We start from the raw sequence: 19,673 nt of genomic DNA, 5'->3' as shown, positions 1-19,673 counted from the left end.
TCACATCTTTGTTGATAGGGCGTCGATCTGTCATCGTAAATCTCCTACGAGTGTGGGGTTTTTACACCTAATCTCCTAAGCCGACTTACACTAAAACACATCATGTGGTGGTTTGTGTTTATCGTAAGCACAATATAGCGCGTTTTTTCACGTTGGCAATGACTGGTTGTTGTCGCTGATGCGGAATTGACCCTGCTGCCGGCGCAACGCTGACCCAGCAGCAATCAGCTGATAGTCAGCACCGATAATGCTTTACGAAGCAGAAGCTTGGGTCAGTGAAATTTCGGTAGTTGGGTCAATTCAGCTTTGGCTCGAAGGTGTCTACGAATCCAGAGGCGGTTCAAGCTGAATCGGCGTAACCGTCCAGCGAAGTCGCCTTCCCTATCCCAACTGTTCGCCCAGGGTCTTTGCCCAGCTCTTCCGTCGTGCGCGACAGCGGCGGCGACTCGATGGGCAGTTTCTCCGCTGCGCAGCCAAAGAAGTTCTTCAGCCTCGGACAGATAGCAACATAGGTATGGACATTCTGTACCGATCACTCATTTCCTTTCAAAAGCGTCAATCCCTGTAAGTTGAGCGGATAGTGCCCAAAGGCGTTCAGCTTGATCAGGGTCGGCGGCATAAGGCCGAACGCCGACAAAGGATGGTGGTTCGCTTGCATCCAGCGAAGCGATCTCACAGTCCTCACAATATAAGCCTCCCATGCCATTCAACTGTGGAGCTGTTGCGGCCCAAACTTGGGTTGCCGCACCTTGCTGCGTCGTCTTGAACGTCGGATCGACAAGGTGGCCGTTGACGTCTAGCCAGCCGGCGGCAATCATTTCATCCTGCGCCAGATGACGCTGGAGCGGAGTGAGAATCTTGCCGGGGTGAAGGGAGAAAGCCCGTACACCCTCGTGTTGACCAAGCCGATCAAGGTGGACAGCAAACAATGCATTGGCCGTCTTCGACTGCCCATATGCCAACCACTTGTCGTAGCCCTGCGTAAATTGCACATCGTTCCAGCGGATACCCGATTGGTGATGCCCCGCCGATGACACTACTACCACCCTTGCTCGACCCTTGAGCGCAGGCCATAGCAAATTCACTAGGGCGTAGTGCCCCAGATGATTGATGGCGAACTGTGACTCCCAACCCGCTCCTACTCGGGTTTCCGGGCAAGCCATGATTCCCGCGCTGCCGATCAGGATGTCGACGTGTCGGTCGCTTGCCAAGAAACGCTGAGCGAAGTCGCGTACGCTGGTCAGATCGGAAAGATCAAGTCGCTCGATTTCTACATTGGAGATTCCGCTAGTCTTTGCGCGAGCAGCGTCTACATCACGCGCTGCGACAACGACACGCGCGCCCGCCTTCGTCAGTGCTCTTGTCGTCTCCAGGCCCAGGCCGGAATGCCCTCCGGTGACAATGGCGGTGGTGTTGGATAGATCGCACCCTTCAAGTACCTCTGCGGCGGTGTTTACCGCTCCGTAACCCGAGTGGATGGGAGACTGTTTGCTGGTCATGGCGTGTCCTTGTGAATCTGACATGGAATAGGGGCAAAACCCATGGCCACTATTGTCTAGACTAGACTTGGGACTGTGAATGCAGCAAAGTCCAATTATCTGTCGAGATCGTCCTACGCACCTTATGGATCCCCTTTCCGAAACCCTCTCTCTTCTAAATACTCATAACTCCTTTTTTGCAGGTCTGAAGGCTGGTGGAGATTGGGCCATCGATTTTCCACCACCCGACGGCATCAAGTTCAATGCAATCGTTGAAGGGACTTGTTGGCTTATGGCGGAAGGCGTGGAGCAACCTATCCGATTGACGGCCGGAGACTGCTTTCTTTTGCCACGCAAGCGGGCGTTTTCACTCCGCAGCGACTTGTCATTTCCGGCCATCCACTCGGATGCGATTTATCGCCATGCCGTCAATGGCATCGCTAGTTGTGGGACAGCCGATGGTTTTTCCTGATCGGGGGACGTTTTGACTTCGGTGAGGAGGCTCGCCTTCTATTTGACGGATTGCCTCCCGTCGCTGTCATCAAAAGTGGTTCGGATCAAGCTTCCGTGCTGAATTGGGCCTTGCAGCGTATTGCTCATGAACTTACCAATCCGGCTCTTGGTAACTCGATTGTGGTTCAGCATCTCGGCCACATCATGCTAGTGCAGGTTCTACGAATTTATTTGATCCAAGAAGGAAATACCGCACCGAGCTGGTTGCTTGCTATATCTGATCCACGTATCGGGGCAACCATTCAAGCCATTCATGCGGATCCGGCGCGTTCTTGGTCAGTAGAGAACCTTGCCAAAATCGCGGGTGTTTCTCGCTCAACCTTCGCTTTGCGATTCAAGCAAAAATCTGGTGTCGCCCCTTTAGAGTACGTCTTGCGCTGGCGCATGCAATTAGCTACGAGATTGTTGAAAACAAACCACACTACCATTTCGTCCATAGCACAAAAGCTGGGCTATGACTCCGACAGTGCTTTTAGCCACGCTTTCAAGCGCATTATGACGTGTTCGCCTCGTGAATACAGAGAGAGAGTGGCCCCCAAATTCCAGCAGTAGGGCTGATCTTCAGTAGGCTGACGAGGTACATACTTTGATAAGTCAGGCAGGTATCCATCGATGTGGCAACAACTTGCCGATTTCACTTGCCCGCTGCGTCGGCAGGCGTGTAAGAACGTCCTTCAAATAAGCATAGGGATCATGCCCGTTGAGCCGCGCAGACTGGATCAAACTCATAATTGCAGCCGCCCGTTTTCCGCTGCGTGACGCCCCTGCAAAGAGCCAATTCTTGCGCCCAAGAGCCCACGGCCGGATTTGATTCTCGCACCAGTTATTATCGATGGGCACCGCACCGTCATCGAGATAGCGCGTCAGCGCTATCCAGCGTTTGAGGCTGTAATCCAGCGCCTTGGCGATGGCCGAACCCTCAGGCACAAGCGGTCTTTGGGCGATCATCCAGGTATGAAGTGCGTCGGCGATTGGCGCTGCTTTTTCCTGCCGTATTCGCTGTCGATCACCCGGTTCCAGCTCGCGGACTTCTCGTTCAACGTCATACAAGGCCGCGATGTAGTGCAGCGCTTTTTCGGCGATCTGGCTCTTGTTGGTCGCGTGCAAGTCGAAGAACTTGCGGCGTGCATGGGCCATGCAGCCGATCTCCGTAACGCCCAGTTCAAAGCCTGCCTTGTAGCCAGCGAAGTCGTCGCAGACCAGCTTGCCGTTCCAACTGCCCAGGAAGACTCGAGCATGTTCGCCAGCGCGGCTCGGGCTGAAGTCGTAAACGACCGCCGCCAGATCGGAGAACTGGCTGGTGGCATAAGCCCAGACGTAAGCGCGATGAGTTTTTTTCGCGCCAGGCGTCAGCATTTGTACCGGCGTCTCGTCGGCGTGAACGACGCCGTGCGTCAGCACGGCTTCGCGCAGCGCATCAACCAGCGGCTGTAATTGCACGCCGCAGTTGCCCACCCATTGCGCCAAGGTCGAACGGGCGATGGGCAGCCCGGCGCGGCCGAAGATTTTCTCTTGGCGATACAGCGGCAGATGGTCGGCGAACTTGGCCACCATGATGTGGGCCAGCAGGCCGGCGGTCGGGATGCCCTTGTCGATAACCTGCGCCGGAACCGGTGCCTGGATCAGGGTTTCGCACTGATCGCAGACCCACTTGCCACGGATGTGACGCTCCACGGTGAACACGCCCGGCGTGTAGTCGAGCTTCTCGCTGACATCCTCACCGATGCGCTTGAGGGCACAGCCGCACTGGCAGTGGCTGTTGTCCGGTTCGTGATGGATCAGTGTGCGAGGAAACTGCGGTGGCAGCGGTGCGCGCTTGGGTTGCTGGCGCACTTTGGCTTCGACAGGTGCCAGTTGCAGCGCCTCAAGTTCGGCTTCGATAGCGGCGATATCCGTATCGATCAAGTCGTCGAGCAGGCTGGCTTGATCCGGGCTCAACTGCTCGCTGCGCTTGGCAAACTTGAAGCGTTTGAGCAGCGCGATCTCGTGGGCCAGTTTCTCGTTGACCGACTTGTGATGAGTGATTTGCTTGTCCATCGTCTCGACGCGCTGGATCAACTGCGCCGCCAGGGCACGCAGTTCTTCAGGGTTTAATTGATCGAGATTCGGATGCGAAGTCATGCCGCCGATTTTGCCAGAGAGGGCCAGTGGCGGCGATAGACGGAAGGGCCAATTGCGCTGGCAAGCGCGCCATGGCAGGCGAGTTAGAGCACTGTGATGGCTCCTGCGGAACCGACGCGTTGCCAAGGTAAGCCGAGCACCAAGGCTTGAAGTTGCTCGGCATCCAACTCAACCTCAGAGCCGTGCCGCACGCCCGGCCAAAAGAAACGTCCTTGATTCAAGCGCCGGGCTGCAAGCCAAATCCCCACGCCGTCATGCACCAACACTTTCATACGATTGGCGCGGCGGTTGGCGAACAGATAAGCGCAGTGCGGCTTCGCCGCACCGAACACCGCAACAACTCGCGCCAGCGCAGTTTCAGTGCCGGCGCGCATGTCCATGGGCTCGGTGGCGAGCCAGATGGAGTCGATGCGGATCATCGCAGCAGGTCTCGCAGGAAAGCAGAACACGCCGCTGCATTTTCTGCCGGCCAACTCACCACGACTACGCCTTTTGAATGCGGCACTTCGATTCGGATCGTGGCAGGAAGGGCCTGATGTATCGGCACCGGCGACGATGTCTTGACCGGGATAAAGGCGGTTTGAAGTGTCAGGTTTTTCTGCGCATGCACGCGTATCCATTTATGGACGAGGTTGGCGTTGAGGTTGTGGGTCAACGCGACATTGGCGATTGAGGTGTCAGGCTGAGCGCATTCGGCGATGACCTGGGCCTTGAAGGACTTGGAATAGGAACGGCGTTCTTGTGGCATAGGCGTCCGCTTAAAAAGGCTAAAAATGGTGTCCACTTAAATTTAGGTGGACACCATCGCCTCAAGCGACGGTGTCAGGAAGGTGTGTTGCCCGGACGGTTACGAATCGGCCCTGATCTCGTAGAAACCTGATGACCGCTTTGGGCCAATTACTACCTCCCACTGCGCTGCCTTCTAACTGGGCGATGGAGCGATCTTGGGTCCCTTCGTTGCGTGAAAACGACATCACCCGCAGCACCGTGAAAGAGAACCGACTGACCTACAGCCCCCCGTCACTGTCAACTTTCTGCGAGACGTAATGCGGTGATCCACATCGAAGAAGTGGTTACTGGTGAGGATACGTGCGGCCTGGCACAAGCGGACAATTACGAGCCGTGTGAACTCGCTGATAGCAGCTGCGCAAAGGAAAAAGCAAGACTGCGCACAATAGTGGCATATTGCCTCTGTGGCACGTTACCATTGCTCCCACGTACCAAGAAACCACCGAGCCGCACCTCTTATTACTCAGGGATCAGCTACCAGCATGGAAGGCAAAGAACCACTCGAACCCAGTTGGGTTGATTACTACGCATCGTTCGAAACAGTCGTCAATGATGGTGATACCCAGAACGATTTCGCCACCGTTGTGATCGATGCTATCCCAAAGTCTTCGGCTATCGCCCTCAGGAAACTCGATGCGAACAGAGTCCTTGAGGATCTGGATAAATATTTTCCGGTGTTCATGCTGACTGCGAAGCTAGAGATGAAGCGAGCAAACAACCTTGTGGATAATACGGGTTGGATCGAGTTATCGATTAGCACTGACTCGAATGGCGAAGAGGATAGTTTCCAAGCCTCATCAATCACGTTCGAAGGTGATGAGGAACAAGCTGGGGCAATATTTTGGGTGCGGGTGCGATCTACGTCTGTTGCCAAAAGAAACCTAAGCGCGCTGGCGGCAATAGCGGAATTTCGCACAGTATTGGATGCGACAGACGCGACTCTGACCCCTTTCGACTGCGCGGACAAAGCGGCAGGCGTTGCCGTTTACGACGTGGGCCAAGCTAGCTTTTGCGCTTTGGTAGATCAACATGAACATCCCTTAATGTTCTTTGATTTAGGTTGGCCGCTGCCTTACAACAAAAGGTCATTTCGGTTGCCCGGTCTGTTTTCCCCACTCCATGAGTCATTGCAAAGAGACGGCCCTCAGCCGGTAGTTTTGTCTCATCTTGACTGGGATCACTGGGGGTTTGCAATCCAGTCCGGTATGGCTCAGTTCGACTCACGGAACGGCCGCTGGCGTACAGTCCCCAAATATAAGGAGGACGCCTTGCGGCGGCCATGGCTAATGCGCCGGCCTAGATTTCACCGACACAAGCTTGGTCCGAGCCAAATCCATTTCCTTTTGACGCTAAGCAATACTTTCCTCCCTGATGGAACGCGTGCGCTCACATTTTGGCCTGCAAAGCGATCGAGGCTATCTTTCACCAACTATACAGTTATCCGATGCAGCCCTACCCATGGTGGGAGAACGGACTTCGGGTACCTTAGGAACAATGAGTCGTTAGCGCTAGCGGCGAAACTGGACCAGCACCCTGAAAAAGTATTGTTGACCGGGGATTCAGATTACCCCTCGATCCCCGCTAACTACCTTAGGGGACTAACTGGCATCTCTGCTCCTCATCATGGAGGAGCGATCACTAGACATTCCACACCTGCGGCGCCGCCATACAGCCGAATGGTCCGCTCCACCTACCCTGGCTGCTATCCGAGCGTTCCGTCACACTGGGCAGAAACCGAGGCTACAAATCAAGGCTGGGAAATTCACGATACGAATGACCGGCTCCTATGCCTTTGCGCGACTAGGTGTAATACGCACGGCAATATACTCATTCCCTTGAGTGTCGATATTCCCAGGTGCAGTTGTGGCAATGTGCCCTCGTTCGGCCTGTGCCTGAGATAATATTTCTTCAGTATTTTGATTACCCTGGAGTTCGGGGGGAAACAAGTTCTGCTGTAATGTTCGCGATCGCGTGTCTAGGATAACGACCGAAATAACTTGCCGAAAATGGCAGTTACCGGCCAAAAGCAGCCCTTCGAGCAAATGCATGGCGGTGTCTACGAAATCAGGGGCGATTTACGGCTAATGGTACGCCTCAAGACAATAGGTGAGAGTAGAGCCACAGCAATAAGAAACGCTACTTGCGACAGATAGAACGGCTCCAGCCACTGCCTTTTCAGTGCGACGTAATAGGTGTTATGGGCCACGTCAGCCAAAATAATTACTGCAGTGAGGATTATTCCCATCCTAGGTTTTGTGAAAAGGAGCAGCACCGCCAGCGGGTCAAAAAAAGTCAGTGCCCCCCAGAAAACACGGCTAGCCCAGTAGGCGCTTTCCCCATAGCCGTAGTCCCACAACAACCCATGCTGGAAATCTGCTCGGATGTGATTGGCGGTCGCGATCAAAAGGCAACACGCGAACAAAACTCGAATGGCGAATGACAACGCTGGCATAGCTTGATTTGCTCTGATGAACTGATCCTATGATAGCGGGATCAACCAATGTCGACAGCAATGGCTAATGATGAAGATGTATTCGCCAGATGCTTACATCGCTCACTGCGGTGCGCCGCGCTTTCCTGGACAACACGAGTGGGAACAATGTACGTCCCCTTCGGTATGACCTCGAAACGATTGAGTCTGGACGGTCCGGCTTTGGCCGATTCATGCCGGTAATGATGGGCAGAAATCAAGCCAAATGGCGCGCTCGGCGATGTCATACGAAACTATGAGTACTCAGTAATAAAGATGCCGACTTATGAAGTCGGTAGCAATCCAGTCGCGGTCTAGGCAGGGAAAGAAATCATCGACTCGGTCGGCGTGTGTTCATAGGTTGAGGACAATACTGCACTTAGACGATCGCCCAACAGACTCCACGCATTTTTCTTCTCATCGGCATAGTCGTGATGCAAGTAATGACGTCTCACCCGAGAGCCGGCCAGTACATGGTTTTGGTAGCGGTCGATGACGTCCAGGCTGACACCCAAAGCCTGCATCATGGTCGCGCCCGTGCGGCGCAGGTCATGCGGCGTCCATTCACCGTACTGGCCGTCGGCAAGGACTAGGGTATCGTCGTGACGCCGTCTGGAGAGGGCCTTGCGTTTTTTGAACCGGGCCTGGCGATCGCCGACCTGTTTGCTCACCACTTTCACGTCCACATGTCCGTCATCCTGCTTGTTCGGAAAGCACCACTGGGAGTCTCCCGTCAGGGTCTTGAGCTCCTGAAAGAAATGCAAGGCGAAGGGGGAGAGGAAAACATGGTGGTCTTGTTTCTTGCCCCGAGCGCCTTTGACGTTTTCGCTGGAGAGGAACCACGCCTGCTGGTCCAGGTCGACATTTTTCCATTCTGCCTGTAGCAATTCACCAATCCGGCACAAAGTGCCCAGGCTGATCCAAAGTGCGAGTTGCGTTTCCTTCTTTAGTGGACGAATGCCGTCGTATTTTTGGCCCGCGGGGAGGGCGTTGTAATCGGCAGTCATTTGCTGGAAGCGGTTGTGCAGTTCCAACAGCTCGGCGGGGGAAAGGATGCGGCTTCTTTCTGCTTCGTAGTTGGCCGGGATCAATGGGGAGATGTCGACCAGCTCAGTTGGATCACCCTCGATCAATAAGGCCCGCCAAGGTTGGCGCTTTCTGGCCCAACCGAACATCTGAGTGAGGTCGGCGAAGAAGCTGATGGCTTGCCGGTAAGCGCCGCGGTTGACCACGGTGCGGATCAGCGCCCGAACATCGTGTTCGGAGACGCTGCTCACCGCGGTCTTGCCGAGTGCCGGAAAAAGGTCTTTGTTAAAACGGCGCTGCAATTCAGCATTGCCATCTTTGCGCGCCACGCCATCCAACAGCCACGCCTTGGCCAAATCCTGGACGGTCAGCGTTTTCACCTTCGTCGCTTTTACTTGGTCAGCCTCTACGTTAGCAGCGGCGTATGCCTGTGCCTTGGCGGTTTTCTTTTGCTCGTTGGGATTGATTTGCTCATCGATGAGCGCCCGGGCCTGGTTGCGTGCTTTACGGATGTCCGTGAGGGATTTGCGCGGCCATGACCCGCAGGAGTACTCTTTGTTCTGCTCGCCCCAGCGATAGCGATAGAAAAAGCTGACCGACACACCGTCCTTACGGACTGAGATTCGACCGGCCAGATTGCCATCCTCCCTGAGGATTCGGCCGGCATCGTTGGCGGTCAGCGACTCGAGTTCTTTGATGGTGATTTTGGCCATGAAACGGACTCCCCCTACTTTTACCCCCACAAAAACGTCGGCTCTTGATGGACGTTGCTGGACTCTCGTAGAGCAGAACACCGCTGGAGCCCAAGTAAATACTAGCTTATAAAAATCCAGTGTAAAATTTTGGAAGCTTTCAAGAAGTATGAAAAAGGAGATGGGGTGCTAGGGGTCGAGTGTTCGAATCACTCCGTCCCGACCATATTTTTCAATGACTTAGCCGCTTTCGAGCGGCTTTGTTGTTTTTGCCATAGTGACTTTCCGAGTGACCCTGGCGCTTTTCATCATGCTTCCCTCCTTTTCAGAATCGTCAACGCTGGTGCGCGTGAGTCGGTTGCTGATACCTTGTTTGCCGCCGCAATCAGCTGATCCAGTTCTGCCGCCGAGTAGTGACTGGTGATGCTTCCGTTCTTGTGGCCGAGCAGCGCTTTGCGATCCTCCTCAGCCACGCCAGCAGCACGCAACCTTCTCCCAAAGGTGTGCTTCAAGTCGTGAATGCGGATTCTGTCAAAGCCGTCGTGTGCCGGCCGCAAGAACTTCTCCTGCCACTTCTTTGCCGCCCGACCCCGCGCCTTCTTCCAGGCCGAGTCGTTCATGCGGTGAACCGTCGTTTCATTCCCTTCACCATCTGGCTTGCCAAATGGGAAAACGTAGAGCGGATGTTTGCCGCGCTGCTTCTCGATCACTGACTTGGCAACGTCATTCATCACCACCAAGCGCTCGTCCCGGTTCTTCACGCCAGACCTGGCACTCCTCCCCCCAAATCCAGCCGGGATCAGGAACACACTCGTTCCAAGTTCCGGTACCGCAATCTCCCAATTCCACTGAAGCTTGCAAACTTCCTGCTCCCGGCAACCTGTGTTGACCTTGAACATGGCCCTGGTCTGAAGGTGTGCCGGTAGCTCGGCGAACAGGATCGATTGCTCCTCCCAGGAAAGTGGGTAGGGCTTTCGGCTATTCGTCTTCTCATCCAACAGGGAAATCATCGGCACCACGTCAAGCAATGGCCGGCGCTCTTCGTCCCGCCACTTTCGCGCACAGAGGTTCAAAACCCGGATAACCCGCTGCAGCGCGATATTCACCGTCCTGTTCGTTACCGGCTTTCCTGTCGCCGGGCTCAGCTTCGACCGCACGTAGGGCGCGAGCGCATCGTCATCGATGTGGGGCAGCGGCATATCGCCAATGAACGGGTCCAACTGCTCCATGTAGGTCGCCGAAATGTGGATGGACGCCTGAGCGAACCTATGTTGACCGTGGCCTGGCGCAGGTGGCTGGGCGTGAAGTCGGGGCCAGGCTGATTGCCGGACTTTAGCTTTCTGTAGGCGTTCCGAGTAATGCTCCGTATGATCAGAGAAAAGGGAGAGGTGCTTATGGAGCTCAGGTCACGCTTGGTTTTTTTAGATACCAATATATATGAAGGCAAAAACTTCCAGTTTCTGACCCATAGTCTTGGCGGGTTGAAAGATCTGATAGACGATGGCGAAGTCCGCTTGTTAATTACAGATGTAACAAAGGGTGAGGTTTTATCGCATATAAAGAAGAAGTCTTTAGCTGCTGTTTCCGAGCTCAAGGCAATCAAGAAGAATGCGATGATTTTGAGGAATGTTCCAGGCATTCCGGCGCATGGAATATTTTCCAAGGTTTCGGCGGATGAAATATCACGGTTGATTTCCCTGGATTTTGAAACGTTCCTCGACTCCCAAAACGTTGAATATGTTTCAATTGATGATGTAAAACCAAGTTATGTGTTCGAGAGGTATTTTTCTTCACTCGCACCATTTGCTTTGGGCGAGAAAGAAAAAGAATTTGCAGATGCTTTTGTGTTGAAGGCTTTAGACGACCTTTCAGCAGGTCGAGGACACTCAGTCCATGTTATATCTAGTGACAAGGACATGCATAGGTATGCGGAAGAACATCCGCGTTTGATTTGCAGTGACTCGGTTGACGAATTCATCGATGCCGTCATTAAGAGTGTTTCCATAGAACCATCCGAGTTCGCTGCCAAGGCGCTGGAGGTTGTTCGTGGAGATTTCATGAACGTAATCCACGAGTGCATACAAGCGATTGATACTGATTTCAAAATAGGCGGCTGGGACTCGGAGTTAGAAGATGTTGATGTATACGATATCGAGCTGGTTAAGGCTAACTTGATTTCGGTCGGCGATGAAGAGTGCACCTATGATTTAGAGTTCACATTTACAGCTGATACCATTGAAGTTGAGAAGGACTACGATAGAAGTCCGTTCGATCACGAAGATGGTAATTATCCATTTGTGCTTGAGAATGTATTTGAAAGAACGTTTGACGGTGAAGCCAATCTTCAAATTAAAATCTCTTATCAAGATAAATTACTTGATACTGTTGAGCTATGTGATTACGAGCCACCAGTAACACTGAAATTGTCAGCCCCTTATAATGAAGAGGTTAAATATCTCGATATAAACGGCGAATGAGGTTTCAATTGATCGCTGGTCTGGTTCGGTGGCGCGACCTTGCGGGGCTATCAGCCGCCGTGCCTGCTGGCGTGATTCGTTGATATGGGGTATTACGGGTGACCGGCATGGAGCCGGATCAAGGAGCGGATATGCCAAGCGTTGAGACATTCATTGATGTAAGCCAAGGCCACCAGTTCGACACCGAGGTTCGGCACCACACTAACGGCTTTACCTATCAGCTCAGCATTCCAGGTCTGCCACCAATCCGACCTGGCGACCAACTGTTCGCCTCTTTGGATAAGGCCAGGCAGCACGCACGAGAGCAAGCCTGGAGCCTTATTGACAAGCTGGTGAAATCCCAGCGGTAAGTAACGTCTCAGGAAGAGGCGCGCTTGAGCTGTTCAATGAGCTGCGTTGGCAGCCCTCGTAGCGTCAGAGTGCCGCCGGCTTCGTCGAACTCGATCTTGTCGCCGAGCAGGTGCGCCTCGAAGCTGATCGACATCCCCTCGGCCCTGCCGGTGAAACGCCGGAATTTATTGAGGGTCTTCTTTTCCTGCGGCAGAGCCTCGGAAAGCCCGTAGTCCTTCGCCTTGATGAATTCGTAGAAGTTCTTCGGCCGGTCTTCATCGATCAGACTGGACAGCTCGTCGAGGGTGATCGGCTCGCCCAGCTTGGCCTGGGCCATGGAGTAGCTGACCAGCGTGTGCGTCTTCTCGCGGGCTGACTCTTCTGGCAGATCCTCGCTTTCGACAAAGTCGCTGAACGCCTTGAGCAAAGTCCGGGTTTCGCTCGGGCCGTCGATCCCTTCCTGGCAGCCGATAAAGTCGCGGAAGTATTCGTTGAGGCGCCGGCCCTGCTTGCCCTTAAGGTAGGAGATGTACTGCTTCGATTGCCGGTTGGTCTGCCATTCGCTGATGTTGATGCGCGCAGCCAGGCGGATGTGATCCAGATCCAGGCGCTTCACCGTCATCAGGGCCAGATCCTCGGTCATGGTCACCGCTTCGGTTTCCTGCACCAGGGCGATGACCAGGTATTCGGTCAGGCCTTGCTGGTAGTGGCAGAAGAGGGCGTGACCACCGGTGGTGAGGTTCGACTCTTCCATCAGCTTGGTCAGGTGTTCGACAGCTGTTGTGCTGAACGCCAGGAAGTCGGTGACGCCGGCCAGGTACTTGCGGAGCCAGCCGCTGAAAGGGAAAGCGCCTGACTCTTGGTGGAAGAACCCCCAGCCCTTGCCGGCAGCGGCATTATAGCTTTCGTTGAGCTGGCTCATCAGGTCGTCGCGTGCCTGGCTTTCAACCTGCTCGGATGCGCCCAGGAACAGAACGGCCGGGCTGCCGTCGGGCTTCTTGTCGATCTTGTGGATGACGCTATGGCGTACAGGCCTTTCGTTTACCTCAGGTAAGCGCCGCCCTCCGGTTACCGGATGCAGCGAGTAGGGTGGAATTTTGGAAAAGGATAAGGTATCAATCCGCACCTTGGATTTGAGCCTAGGAGGGACACTGATGCGACACCTTATTTTTTGGCGTTTTATAGCGATGATTATGTTCAGCTTCACGCTGACCGGATGTATTCATTACGAGCACAAAAGTGCGGAAGGAAAATCAAGCGCCCAAATCGCTACGATCCAACAGTTCGACAAATCATTAACAATATTTAAGATCGACGACGATCAAACCCTTTATTGGTTGAGCCGCCAGAGCGAGTACCGACTGGGTGCAGGAAGGCATAAGATTCAAGTTCGTAAGTTTATTACCGCGCAACAGCAAACTGCTCCGATTGAAATGACTGTTGATCTGGTGGGCGGCCGTACCTATGGACTTTACGGAATATCATCGTTGACATGGTGGAGGTATGAAATTCGTGACGTTGAGACTGGGCAGCCAGCTGATGTCGCAGATCCTGTTGTCAATGCAACATCTCCTGCATCGCTTAAATAGTTGGCCCGATAACCTCGTCGCCGGGGTCTTTCTTAATGGCGAGCAGGCTTTTATTTCGGAATTCCCGCGCCACACTTTCCGTAGGTTCGAAAACGTGGCGCGGCGGATTCAGCAGCGGCTGGCACTTTGTGGAACCCATCGCATGCAGGTGATGAATCATCAGCGTCATCGCCTCGCCCTGCTCAGTAATGCCTGACCACTCCATCAGGTCGGCCAGGCGCATAGGTATCCTTGCCGCTATAGCCGCTAACTTTGAAGGGGGAGGGGGAGGGGTTACAGGTTTAGCGCGCTGATTGCCTGGTGTTTGCTGGCGGATACCGGGAAGGCGTGAAAAAGCCCGATGCCTCTTGGTCAGACGGTCTGGCAGTAGTGGTACTGTCTACGCAGCACCCCTGGAGCCTGCTAGATGAGTCGTCAAAGTCCACCTCACCGCATCGCAACGCCTCTAGTCGCTTCAAGCACTGAAAGCCCCGCCGCCCACCCCCCTATTTGGCATCGCGGGCCGGACTTACTGACCGTTGGCAGCACGGGTGCGGCCATTTTTGGTTTCTGCTTTGTGGTGATTGCGTTGTTGCCGGGCTTAGTGCTGGCGATACTGCTCCTTCTCGGGTTCGAAGCGATGCCAGGTGAACCTGGCAGCGATGGGTCTAGCCTCACAACGTCGTTGCTCATCCAGTTCCTGTGTGGTTCTGTTGGGCTCATGGGGCTGGTCTTCGCATGGATCTCCTCGGCGGCTAGAGTGCTGGCCTTCACGTTCGACGAAAACCAGCAACTGCTAACACTCACGGTCACCCGTCGCGGTCGTAAGCCCACCGAAGTTCAGGTGCCATTTAGCGACATCATTTGTATCTGCCCTTATGTGCTCGCCAGTTACGACCGCGATGGCCATTTTAGCGTCGTGTGTCAGGGGCCGAGGGACAAGGAGTTCGTATATCGATTGGCTGAGGGTACTTCTCTGGAAGAAATGGAGTTTCATGCTGCGTGGTTGCGAGGAATAATTGGCTCACGGATGCAGGAACTACTGAATCTGGACAAATGAACTATTACATCGTGATACGCGCTATGCGGTGCGTGAATCGACCTTCACCTGGCGCCATATGCCGACGGCTTCGAAGATCCTCGCGCGTGCTCCCATTCGATGGTGCGATGAGCCTACCCCACCCAAAAGCGGGCGGGCTCGGCAAATTGCAGGCAAAGAAAAGCCCGCGATGGGGAGGGCGGGCTGAAAGGGATGATCGCTAGGAGCTGGGGTAACCATAAGCGCTCGTCTGTGAAAAGGTCGTGAAAGGTCGCGCTCAGTAAGAGGTAACGATTGCCTGGGCGAGTTGCTGGTCCGTCATCAGGGGAGGGCCGTATGTCGTGCGGTAATAGCGCACTGCCTGTTCAAATTGGGCGCCGCGAATCTGGCCTTCCGAGCCAATGAACGCAAGGGCGTCAGCCTTTGCAGGCTTGAAGTTATTGGCGGCCAGCATAGTGAGCCCGGTAGTTCCTGCAACGGTGTAGCTTGGAGCCATCAGTACAGACAGCACCGAGTTGTTATAGGAGTCATCGGACTCCTCGGAGGCATGAGCGTTGATCGATACCATGAGGGCTGCGGCTACAATCTTCCATGAGTCCATGCTGCGATGCTTCCATTGCGATCAGAGTGCGCCAAGATAGCAGAGGGTAGGGCGCCAGCACAAAAAGCCAAGGTCGCTGGCAGGCTGACAGAAGAGCGATATACGCCCGTCCTTGCCAGGCGTTTAACCAATAACGTTTTAGACTCACCGCATGTCTTTTTTCATCCCTCAAGTACGTTTCCGATTATTCAGAACTGACCCAATTGATGCAGCGTTCGCGCATCTTGCCGATAAAACTTCAGTGACTTCACCCGCGTCTGTACATAGCTGCGCGCAACGGTGTTTGGCGAGCTGGCCATGACCAGGACATTCAAACTGTGATCCTTCAAGTCGACTGAGCCGGATAGGCACAGTGTCGTAGCGCCTTCGACTCCTGTTGCCGTCAGGCTAACCGATTGCAGCGGTAGCCCACTGGCTTGGGCATTGATGTCGGTGAAGCCGGACACTTCCGCTTCGCCGGTGTCGGCTGACAGTGTGCCGCTGACATAGCCAAATGCATGGCGCTGGCTTGCATGCACACGCAGGTTCAAGCGGCTTCCATCAGCGGCAGCCCAGGTGCCGCTTAGGGCGTCTTGAATGTCTGGCTTTGACGAGGGAGCGGTAACCGGTGGATGTTCCGGCTCGGAGGCCACTCTGTGGTACAGCAACTTGTCGACATAGGTGCCTTGGTCAGCAAGCCCTGGGAAGTCGCTGGTGGCTACCAGCAAATGCGATAGCGTCAGCCTGTCTTCGTCCTTCACGCGCAGAATTTGTCCGCTAAGCCCAGAAGACCAGTTCCAGCTGGGATCAGAGGATTCATCACCCAAGGAATGCCATTCGATGGCCAGTGCTACAGGAAGGCCTTGTTCTGCGTGGATGGTGGCGGGTGCTTGATAGCCGACCACGGCATATTTGCCTGTCGAACCCGTCGAGGATTGGTAGGTGCCGCAGATCCGGTTCCCTTCAACCGTCAGTGTCATGACCGAACCATAGTCATTCTGCCAGGTGCCGGCGGCCGACATCGGCCGCGAAGGCGCTTCGGCTTTGGCCGTGGCGCTGAAGATGAGCTTTGCGTGGCTGAGTGGTCTCGGTGCCGTGTCGAACGGTTGCGAGGACGAACGCGTGATGATCTGCGGGCTGCCGGGGCGATTGAAGAGCCACACGCCAGCGGGTGCCAATGAGTAGGTTCCCGGGCGACATTGGACCACGCGGTACTCATAGACGGTGTAGCAGTGCTCCATCACCAATGAACCCACCAGTACCAGGTCCGCCAGCCCGAGTGGCTCAAATTGCGGCAGGGTTTTGCCTTTGCTGGGGCCTTCCTCAATCAATACGTTGTAGAGATTGGCCCCGAGCGTGATCTCGCCATCGGCAAAGCCGAGGACCACGTCGGGGGAGCCACCTTGGGCGATGCGCGCCAGGGTTTGGCGCATCAGCCGGTCGTCTCCCTTGAACCGAGACGAACCGGAGTCCAGGGCAAAGCTCAGGTCGTTGGCCAGCACTTCGCCGCCGACGGCGTAGGAGGTGAGCTGCGTGGACCAGATGTACTCCACTCCAGCGACCTTGCTGTAGAGCGACCAAGGCAGAAATAGGTGCGGGCCTCGGGTCTTGCTGACATCAATGCCACCCAACTGACAGCTGCCGCGCCGTGATGCGGCATCCCAATCGAAGGCGATGAAGGGGTGTGTGGGATCCACCTTGCCGCTGTTCATTAACGCCTGAAACACGAACGAGCTACGGCCGTCGACATAGGCGCTGCTGCTGGGCAAGCCAATGCCGCCGTCCCAATCCAACTGGTGAAACTGTGCACCGTCGTAGTCCGCCGCCAGTAACAGCTGGGTGGGCAGCGTCGTTTGGTTAATGTGCAATACGTCCGCGCCCGACTCGACCTGCATGGTTCCCCATGGGCCAAAGCTGTAGGGCCGTTGCAGACAGTCCGTGAAGGTGAAACTGCTGGACGCCTGATAGTCAAACCGGCCTGCGCTGTAGTGTTGGCACCGATCCGCTGCGCAGAGGCTGGAAGTGACCCAAGTGATGTTGGTGCCCGTGTCCAGGGAGAGTTTCAAGGGTTGCTGCGGGGTGCCGACGTACAGGGATGAGTACCAGGGTGCGGCACCGTTGTTCTGGTAGGGGCCACGATCCATGGCGAGGGTAATGCCCCCGACCTGATGTTCATTGTTCATGGTGAATTCCGTTTCTGATAATGGTGTTTGACGCGGGTGTAGAAGGGCGATGGAAGCGACCGGTGAGGGTCGCAGCCATGGGCATACCGCTATTCAAGCGCAGTTACTGGCGGGCGGATGTCGGTGACCGCCGAGGGGCTTGTGTGAAAGCGCGATGCGTTGCACGTCAGTCCAGCGTCTTGCCTTCGGTTTCGGGAATGAACAGCGTCAGCACCACGGTGGCCAGCATGAAGGCGTTGATGAAGGTGGTGGTGATGTTGAACGATGCGCCATAGGCCACCAGCGCACCGATCAAGGAGGGTGCCAGGATGTTGGCGATGCGCTGGGCCAGAATCGCCCAGGCGTAACCGATGGTGCGTAGCTGGGTGGGATACAGCTCGGCGATCCAGGTGCCCCAGACACCCCAGGCACCCAGGCTGAAGAAGGCCAGCGCAAAGTTGCTCAGGTACAGCATCTCCAGCGTTTGTGAATTGGCAAAACCATAGCCGGCGATCACCGAGGCGCTGATAAAACCGACGATGATCTTCTTGCGGCCATAGCGATGGGTCAACCATGACGCGGCCATGTAACCGGGGATCATGCACAGGGCTGACAGCGCGATGAACCCATAGCTCTGCGGCAGGGTCAGGCCGCGTTGTTGCAGCAACGTCGGCAGCCAGGTTTGCAGGCCCCAATAGCCCCAGGAAAACGTGAAGTTGACCAGGATTTGCAAGGTGCTGATTTTCAACAGCGCCGGGGCGAACAGCTCCCGTTGCCGGCCACGGCTGACGGGGTCCACCTGCAATTGGCAGTCCTGTGGTACCTGCACGGCACCTCGGCTCAGGCGGGCGAGCACTGCGCGGGCTTGCGGCTGGCGCCCGACACTGGCCAGCCAGTACGGCGACTCCGGCACCCAGCGCGCCACCACCAGCGCCCACAGGCCGCCGAGGGAACTCACCGCAATGACCGTGCGCCAGCCATAGGGCATCAGCCACACCGTAGCTCCCAGCGCCAGGAGCATGCCGATGGGCCAACCCGACGCCAGGTACACCGTCAAGGCGCCCCGCTGGCGCACAGGCAACAACTCCTGGTAGTGGGCGAAGGTGACCACCATCATGCCCACAGCCGCCACGCCGGACAGCAGTCGCAACACGTACAGGGTGGTGTAGTCTGGCGCGAAGGCGCTGGCCAGCGAGATCACGCCGTAACTGGCCAGGCTCCAGATCACCGCTCCTTTGCGGCCGATGCGCTCGGCCAGCTTGCCCCAGATCAACGAGCCCAGCAGCATGCCGATGAACATGGCACCAATCAGGTGGCCCAGGGCTAAAGCATCCAGCGCAAAGTCCTGGGCGATCAGCGGCGCGGTGTAGACAATGATCATCATCTCCCACGCCTCGATGGCGAAGACGAAGAACAACGCGAGGCAGCACTTGAGGTGCTCGCGGGTCAAGGGCACATCGTGGAAAACATCGCCCACTTGCCGGGTGGAACGTGCTTGGTGCTCGGGCATTGCAATAGCTTCGCTCATAAGGGGGAGGTCCCTGTGAGGGAGATGGCCACTCGGCCATCTCAAGGTTGAGGGGCTAGGCGTCCACGCGATTGCCGATGGGCACAGGGCCCTGGAACAGGCCAAAGGTTTTGATTTCGCTTTCAGGCGGCGGCTCGCAGCTGCCAACGCGACTGGGCGACCAGCCGAAACGTTGCTTCATGCCGGCCATGGCTTCGGCCATCTTGAATGCGGCCACCACGGGGTCGATGACCGGCACGCCCACCTCACGCTGCACTTGCTCAAAGAAGCCGAACTCAATGGTGCAGCCCAGAATAATGGCTTCGGCGCCGTCTTCTTCGACGGCCAGGGAGGCTTGTTCAATGATGCGTCGCCGGGTAAGGGCGGGATCTTTTTGAAACTCATCGACCCCCATTCCCAACGCGCGCATCGACGCGAGCCGATCCCCTGCGCCGTAGCCACGTACTCGCTCGCGCATCTGCTCCATCCATTTGTCACGCCCGACAATAATCGAGTAGCGGTTGGCCAGTTGTGCGGCCACCTGCAGGCTCGCCTGGCAGGGAGCGACGACCAGGCAGTTGCCGGAAATTTCCCGTGCGTCTTCCAGCGCCGGGTCGTAGAAGCAGCCGATCACCAAGGCATCAATGTTTTGCTGGGCGCAATCGCGGGCGATGCGGACGGTGCGCTCATAGGTCAGAGCCTCGTAGGCCCGGTATTCCAGGTGTGTCGGACTGGACGTCATATCAAACGACACCACCTCAACGTGGGTCGAGGGTTGTTTGATGCCGTGCAGTAAGTCGGCGATCGGCGCATCAAAGGTGGGGCAGCCAATCGGATTGAGCCAGCGTACCGAAACCGGTACATCGTGGGGCTGGAGGGGAAGGGTTGTTGCAGTATCCATGCGGGATGTCCTCAATTTAA

The 19,673-nt window shown here is 55.8% G+C and carries 15 protein-coding genes and 2 pseudogenes; 4 read left to right on the top strand and 13 right to left on the bottom strand.

Going from position 1 to position 19,673, the window contains the following annotated elements; genetic code table 11:
- Positions 1-536: 536 nt before the first annotated feature.
- Positions 537-1,499, bottom strand: coding sequence for an SDR family NAD(P)-dependent oxidoreductase (locus AB3G88_RS17360; protein ID WP_191960524.1), 963 nt, complete (start codon positions 1,497-1,499; stop codon positions 537-539).
- Positions 1,500-1,623: 124 nt separating this feature from the next.
- Between AB3G88_RS17360 and AB3G88_RS17355 the strand changes: the two are divergent.
- A pseudogene (locus AB3G88_RS17355) lies at positions 1,624-2,543 on the top strand (AraC family transcriptional regulator).
- Between the two features lie 42 nt (positions 2,544-2,585).
- On the opposite strand, the gene tnpC reads toward AB3G88_RS17355, so the two are convergent.
- The 6 genes and pseudogenes from tnpC to AB3G88_RS17325 form a co-directional block, all read right to left on the bottom strand.
- Positions 2,586-4,112: an IS66 family transposase gene (gene tnpC, locus AB3G88_RS17350; protein ID WP_191960525.1), complete on the bottom strand. Its 1,527-nt coding sequence runs from the start codon at positions 4,110-4,112 to the stop codon at positions 2,586-2,588.
- An 83-nt stretch (positions 4,113-4,195) separates the two neighbouring features.
- Positions 4,196-4,531, bottom strand: a complete 336-nt coding sequence (gene tnpB / locus AB3G88_RS17345; protein WP_152034996.1) for an IS66 family insertion sequence element accessory protein TnpB — start codon at positions 4,529-4,531, stop codon at positions 4,196-4,198.
- A complete protein-coding gene (gene tnpA, locus AB3G88_RS17340) occupies positions 4,528-4,860 on the bottom strand; it encodes an IS66-like element accessory protein TnpA (protein WP_152034997.1) in 333 nt (110 codons plus the stop codon). The genes tnpB and tnpA overlap by 4 nt, the downstream gene beginning before the upstream one ends.
- Positions 4,861-6,957: 2,097 nt before the next feature.
- On the bottom strand, positions 6,958-7,353 hold the full coding sequence (locus tag AB3G88_RS17335; protein ID WP_191960332.1) for a hypothetical protein: 396 nt from the start codon (positions 7,351-7,353) through the stop codon (positions 6,958-6,960).
- A 332-nt stretch (positions 7,354-7,685) separates the two neighbouring features.
- Complete coding sequence (locus AB3G88_RS17330) at positions 7,686-9,110, bottom strand: tyrosine-type recombinase/integrase (protein WP_191960331.1); 1,425 nt, start codon at positions 9,108-9,110, stop codon at positions 7,686-7,688.
- A 287-nt stretch (positions 9,111-9,397) separates the two neighbouring features.
- Positions 9,398-10,348, bottom strand: a pseudogene (locus AB3G88_RS17325) (tyrosine-type recombinase/integrase); the annotation flags it as partial.
- 99 nt (positions 10,349-10,447) lie between these two features.
- On the opposite strand from AB3G88_RS17325, the gene AB3G88_RS17320 reads away from it, so the two are divergent.
- The gene (locus AB3G88_RS17320; protein WP_191960330.1) at positions 10,448-11,566 is read left to right on the top strand and encodes a PIN domain-containing protein; all 1,119 of its coding nucleotides are present in this window, start codon (positions 10,448-10,450) and stop codon (positions 11,564-11,566) included.
- Between the two features lie 358 nt (positions 11,567-11,924).
- On the opposite strand, the gene yejK is transcribed toward AB3G88_RS17320, so the two are convergent.
- Positions 11,925-12,977, bottom strand: a complete 1,053-nt coding sequence (gene yejK, locus AB3G88_RS17315; protein ID WP_191960336.1) for a nucleoid-associated protein YejK — start codon at positions 12,975-12,977, stop codon at positions 11,925-11,927.
- A gap of 73 nt (positions 12,978-13,050) precedes the next feature.
- On the opposite strand from yejK, the gene AB3G88_RS17310 reads away from it, so the two are divergent.
- On the top strand, positions 13,051-13,485 hold the full coding sequence (locus AB3G88_RS17310) for a hypothetical protein (RefSeq protein ID WP_191960329.1): 435 nt from the start codon (positions 13,051-13,053) through the stop codon (positions 13,483-13,485).
- Here AB3G88_RS17310 and AB3G88_RS17305 read toward each other — a convergent pair.
- Entirely contained in the window at positions 13,478-13,708 is a 231-nt protein-coding gene (locus AB3G88_RS17305) for a hypothetical protein (RefSeq protein WP_244653914.1), read from the bottom strand. The genes AB3G88_RS17310 and AB3G88_RS17305 overlap by 8 nt on opposite strands.
- A 183-nt stretch (positions 13,709-13,891) precedes the next feature.
- Between AB3G88_RS17305 and AB3G88_RS17300 the strand changes: the two genes are divergently transcribed.
- The gene (locus AB3G88_RS17300; protein ID WP_480450919.1) at positions 13,892-14,524 is read left to right on the top strand and encodes a hypothetical protein; all 633 of its coding nucleotides are present in this window, start codon (positions 13,892-13,894) and stop codon (positions 14,522-14,524) included.
- A 256-nt stretch (positions 14,525-14,780) separates the two neighbouring features.
- Here AB3G88_RS17300 and AB3G88_RS17295 read toward each other — a convergent pair whose 3' ends face one another.
- From AB3G88_RS17295 to AB3G88_RS17280, 4 genes are all read right to left on the bottom strand, one after another.
- Positions 14,781-15,104, bottom strand: a complete 324-nt coding sequence (locus tag AB3G88_RS17295) for a DUF2388 domain-containing protein (protein WP_099586517.1) — start codon at positions 15,102-15,104, stop codon at positions 14,781-14,783.
- A 188-nt stretch (positions 15,105-15,292) separates the two neighbouring features.
- Positions 15,293-17,266 carry an avidin/streptavidin family protein gene (locus AB3G88_RS17290; RefSeq protein ID WP_480450916.1) on the bottom strand — a complete coding sequence of 658 codons (1,974 nt, stop codon included), beginning with the start codon at positions 17,264-17,266 and terminating at the stop codon, positions 15,293-15,295.
- A gap of 166 nt (positions 17,267-17,432) precedes the next feature.
- Positions 17,433-18,773 carry an MFS transporter gene (locus AB3G88_RS17285; RefSeq protein WP_099586519.1) on the bottom strand — a complete coding sequence of 447 codons (1,341 nt, stop codon included), beginning with the start codon at positions 18,771-18,773 and terminating at the stop codon, positions 17,433-17,435.
- Between the two features lie 55 nt (positions 18,774-18,828).
- Complete coding sequence (locus AB3G88_RS17280; protein WP_480450914.1) at positions 18,829-19,653, bottom strand: aspartate/glutamate racemase family protein; 825 nt, start codon at positions 19,651-19,653, stop codon at positions 18,829-18,831.
- Between the last annotated feature and the right edge of the window lie 20 nt (positions 19,654-19,673).

The sequence above is a fragment of the Pseudomonas arvensis genome (assembly GCF_056688935.1).
This window is presented reverse-complemented; position numbering and strand designations above follow the sequence as displayed.